Source organism: Nocardia sp. NPDC058497 (assembly GCF_042720195.1).
GTDB lineage: Bacteria > Actinomycetota > Actinomycetes > Mycobacteriales > Mycobacteriaceae > Nocardia.
In genome coordinates this window covers 1-3,830 of sequence record NZ_JBHXMY010000559.1, presented here as the reverse complement: position 1 = coordinate 3,830, position 3,830 = coordinate 1, and the positions used below count along the sequence as shown (strand labels likewise).

General features: G+C 66.8%; 7 protein-coding genes. 3 read left to right on the top strand and 4 right to left on the bottom strand.

Annotated elements, in window-relative coordinates:
- A partial coding sequence (locus ACFWPJ_RS27170; protein ID WP_378855475.1) for a histidine kinase N-terminal domain-containing protein occupies positions 1-1,150 on the bottom strand: 1,150 nt, incomplete at its 3' end.
- A gap of 32 nt (positions 1,151-1,182) precedes the next feature.
- Positions 1,183-1,398 carry a biotin/lipoyl-binding carrier protein gene (locus ACFWPJ_RS27165; RefSeq protein WP_378855473.1) on the bottom strand — a complete coding sequence of 72 codons (216 nt, stop codon included), beginning with the start codon at positions 1,396-1,398 and terminating at the stop codon, positions 1,183-1,185.
- A 119-nt stretch (positions 1,399-1,517) separates the two neighbouring features.
- Here ACFWPJ_RS27165 and ACFWPJ_RS27160 point away from each other — a divergent pair, with 119 nt between their 5' ends.
- A complete protein-coding gene (locus tag ACFWPJ_RS27160) occupies positions 1,518-1,592 on the top strand; it encodes a 50S ribosomal protein bL37 (protein WP_022597109.1) in 75 nt (24 codons plus the stop codon).
- Positions 1,593-1,659: 67 nt separating this feature from the next.
- Here ACFWPJ_RS27160 and rsrA read toward each other — a convergent pair whose 3' ends face one another.
- Together rsrA and ACFWPJ_RS27150 are read right to left on the bottom strand one after the other, a co-directional pair.
- Positions 1,660-1,923 (bottom strand): mycothiol system anti-sigma-R factor, encoded by a 264-nt coding sequence (gene rsrA, locus ACFWPJ_RS27155; protein ID WP_378855479.1) that lies wholly within the window; start codon positions 1,921-1,923, stop codon positions 1,660-1,662.
- Positions 1,924-1,934: 11 nt separating this feature from the next.
- On the bottom strand, positions 1,935-2,576 hold the full coding sequence (locus tag ACFWPJ_RS27150; RefSeq protein ID WP_378855477.1) for a sigma-70 family RNA polymerase sigma factor: 642 nt from the start codon (positions 2,574-2,576) through the stop codon (positions 1,935-1,937).
- 232 nt (positions 2,577-2,808) lie between these two features.
- Between ACFWPJ_RS27150 and ybaK the strand changes: the two genes are divergently transcribed.
- Positions 2,809-3,300 (top strand): Cys-tRNA(Pro) deacylase, encoded by a 492-nt coding sequence (gene ybaK, locus ACFWPJ_RS27145; RefSeq protein ID WP_378855471.1) that lies wholly within the window; start codon positions 2,809-2,811, stop codon positions 3,298-3,300.
- Between the two features lie 100 nt (positions 3,301-3,400).
- Positions 3,401-3,721, top strand: coding sequence for a hypothetical protein (locus tag ACFWPJ_RS27140; RefSeq protein ID WP_378855469.1), 321 nt, complete (start codon positions 3,401-3,403; stop codon positions 3,719-3,721).
- The last annotated feature ends 109 nt before the right edge of the window (positions 3,722-3,830 follow it).

Below are 3,830 nucleotides of genomic sequence, written 5' to 3'. Positions count from 1 at the left end.
AGGTGTGCACCGTCGCCACATCGGCCATGATCGGCAGCAGCCGGTCGACGACCTCGTCGAGGTCGACCTCTTCGTCCACCGACATCGACAGCATCTCGTGCACCGAGGCGATCGAGGTCACCCGGCGTACCGATTCCGTCAGTGCCACTTGGGCTTCCGGGTTCTCGGTGCGGCGGGCCTGCAGGCGCAGCAGCGCCGCGACGGTCTGCAGATTGTTCTTCACCCGGTGGTGGATCTCGCGGATCGTCGCGTCCTTGCTCAGCAGCGCGCGGTCGCGCCGCTTCACCTCGGTGACATCACGCACCAGCACCGCGGGCCCGGCCAGTTCGCCGCCCGGCCGCATGACCAGCGTGCGCAGCAGCACGGTCGCGCCGCGCGCCTCGACCTCCATCCGGCGGCCGGTGCGCCCGGCCAGCGCGGCCTGGATGTCGGCGACGACTTCCTGCGCGTCGAACGGATCGGTGATCAGCGAGCGGGTCGTGACCGCGAGATCCTGGCCGACCAGATCGGCCTGCATTCCCATCCGGTGATAGGCCGACAGGGCGTTCGGGCTCGCGTAGACGACGATGCCCTCGGTGTCGAGGCGGATGAAACCGTCGCCGGGGCGCGGACTGGAGTGGGTCGCCGCGCGATCCTCCGGTGTCGGGAAACTGCCGTCGGCGATCATCTGGCACAGGTCGTCGGCACACGCGACGTAGGCCGTCTCCAGCGTGCTGCGCACCCGGGATCGATACAGATCGGAGTCGCGGCTGAGCACCGCGATCACGTCCTCGCCGCAGCGCACCGGAATCGCCTCGCGCACGGCGTGGGCCGGTGTCGGGTGGTAGACCCCGCTGACCTCCACCTCGCTGTCGGTGCGCACCGTCTGCCCGCTCAGCAGGGCGTCGAACACCTGCGGGAAGTCCGCGCGCGACGCGGTGGTATCCACCTTGTCGTCGAGGTGGACGGTGGGCGCTGTTGTCGGGCGGATCTGGGCGACGCACACGACGTCGGCGCCATCGGCGACCGGGCCCGCCCCCACCCACAGCAGCAGATCCGAGAACGAGAGGTCGGCGAGCAACTGCCAATCGCCCACCACCCGTTGCAGATGATCCACGGCGGTGCCGGGAAGGTCGGTGTGTTCGGCCAGGAGCTCGCTCAGTGTTGCCACGTTGGATCTACCGCTTCGCTTCCCCGTGCGCCCTAGGCGATGGTGGCGATCAGGTCGCCTGCCTGGAGGACCTGGCCGGGCGCCACGTCGATCGAGGTGACATCGCCCTCGACCTCGGTGAGCACCGGGATCTCCATCTTCATCGACTCGAGCAGCACCAGGGTCTGGTCGACCCGCACATGCTCACCGACAGCGACCTCGACAGCGAGCACGGTCGAGACCATCTCCGCGCGCACTTCTTCCGACATGGCACCTCGTTCAATAGTCGTATCCGGCGAAGCTACAGCCAACCACACATGAAACAATGGCTGTCGATCAGATCGTGCTCCGCGCTGCGGCGGGGAGGACCCACAGAAGGGAGCTACCTATGGGTAAGCGTGGACGTAAGAAGCGCAGCCGTAAGGGCAACGCAGCCAACCATGGCAAGCGGCCCAACGCCTGAGCTCTGCTCGGAACGTGAAAAGGGGCACCCGGTCGGGTGCCCCTTTTCTGTGTCCTGACCAGGGCGCTCAGCCCTCGGTGGTCTCGATCCTGGTGACCGAGATCGAGCGGTGGATCTCCAGCTTCAGCCGGTCGCGCAGACCCTCCGGAGCGTGCTCACCACCGCATTTGCGGCTGAGCAGGCCTTTGAGCTTCTCCTCGATGCCGAAGGCCTCGATGCACGGACTGCAGTGGTCCATGTGCTCCTGGAGCCGGTCACGAGTGGCCTCATCGCATTCACCGTCGAGCATGAGCCATACGTCGGCGAGAACCGCCGTGCAGTCCATCTCCATATCGGGGTCGCTCACTTCGTAACCTCCTGGCGTTCCCCACGGTCGAATCCACGTTCGCGCGCCACACCGGCGAGCAAACCCTTGAGTTGCTTGCGGCCGCGATGCAGCCGGGACATCACGGTACCGATCGGGGTGCCCATGATGTCGGCGATTTCCTTGTACGGGAAACCTTCGACGTCGGCGTAGTACACCGCCATCCGGAATTCCTCCGGCAACTGCTGCAGCGCGGCCTTGATCTCGTCGTCGGGCAGGGCGTCGAGCGCCTCCACCTCGGCCGAGCGCAGGCCCGTCGAGGAATGCTCGGCGGTGGCCGCCAGCTGCCAGTCGGTGATCTCGTCGGTCGGGTACTGCGCGGGCTGGCGCTGCTTCTTGCGGTAGGAGTTGATGTAGGTGTTGGTCAGGATCCGGTACAGCCAGGCACGCAGATTCGTGCCCTCCTTGAAGGACTTGAATCCCTGGAACGCCTTCACATACGTCTCCTGCACCAGATCCTCGGCGTCGGCCGGGTTCCTGGTCATCCGCAGGGCGGCACCGTAGAGCTGGTCGAGCATCGGGAGCGCATCGCGCTCGAACCGCGCAGCCAGCTCGGCTTCGTCGACTCCTGAGCCGGATGCCTCGGCAGGCACCACGTCATCGTCGCTCGTCACACCAATCCCTTCGATCGCCGTAGTTACCGAATCTACCGGCACCTCGGATTCGAAAGGCAATCGCGCACCCTGCGGCGAGATGGGACGCTCCTCGAGCAGCAGTGTCACTATCTCTCCTTCACGGCAATCGGCGGGTGGGCTTGTCACTCGTGTGCAACATGCACCCGCGGATCGGTGTTCCCGCACCGCCGGAAATATGTTTGCCGACCGGGGGCCCGCCATGGTTAGGGTGACGCCCATGGCAGCCGCGTCGACGCCCGCGATCAAGATCCTCACCGGTGCGGGGGTCGCGCACCGGGTGCACGCCTACGCCCACGATCCCCGCGCGGATTCCTACGGTGACGAGGCCGTGGACGCGCTCGGCGCGGCACTGGGCGTGCGGGCGGCGCAGATCTTCAAGACGCTGGTGATCGAGCTCTCGACCGGCGCGCTGGCCGTCGCGGTGCTGCCGGTGCCCGCCAAGTTGTCGCTGAAGGCGGCCGCCGCCGCACTGGGCGCGCCGAAGGCGAGCATGGCCGACAAGACCAAGGCCGAACGCACCACCGGATATGTCCTCGGCGGGGTCTCCCCACTAGGCCAGCGCAAGAAGCTGCCGACGGTTCTCGACGCGTCCGCGCTGGACTGGGACCGGGTGCTGTGCAGTGCCGGTAAGCGCGGCCTGGAAATCGAGCTCGCACCTGCTGATCTGGTCCGTGTGGCGAATGCCGTGACGGCGCCGATCACCGCGTAGACCAGCGGGCAGCCCATCCGATCGGGGTCTCGTTCCGAATTCTCTGCGACGCATTCCGCGCCCGGAACGACCGATTCGACCCGAGGATGTGATGCGAGAAATGTCCGCTCGTTCGACGATCGCCACCCTGTCCGGCGCTCTTGTCCTGACCTTCGGCGCTGTCACCTTCGCCGCGCCCGCCACCGCTATTCCGCCGGTGGCCCCGTCAGCGCCGACCGACCCGAGCGACTTCCCGCTCAACGGCCCAGGCACCCAGAAGAACTCACCACAGGCCGCGCCCGGGAAGGACGAGAACGACGAAAAGGCCGAGAAAGTGGAGAAGCTCGGCGGCGGGGTCGCCACCGTGCTGATCGACCTGGCCACCGGAATCATCAAGTGCAGCTTGAACATCGTCACCGATTCGGTGAAGTGCAAATTCTGACGACAACTCCGGGGCCGGGCACGATCAGTGCAAGCTGATCTGCCCCGCTCCCTCGTCGGTGGCCACGGCGGGGGCCCGCAGTTCCGGACCGGTGTTGGGGCTGTGTCTT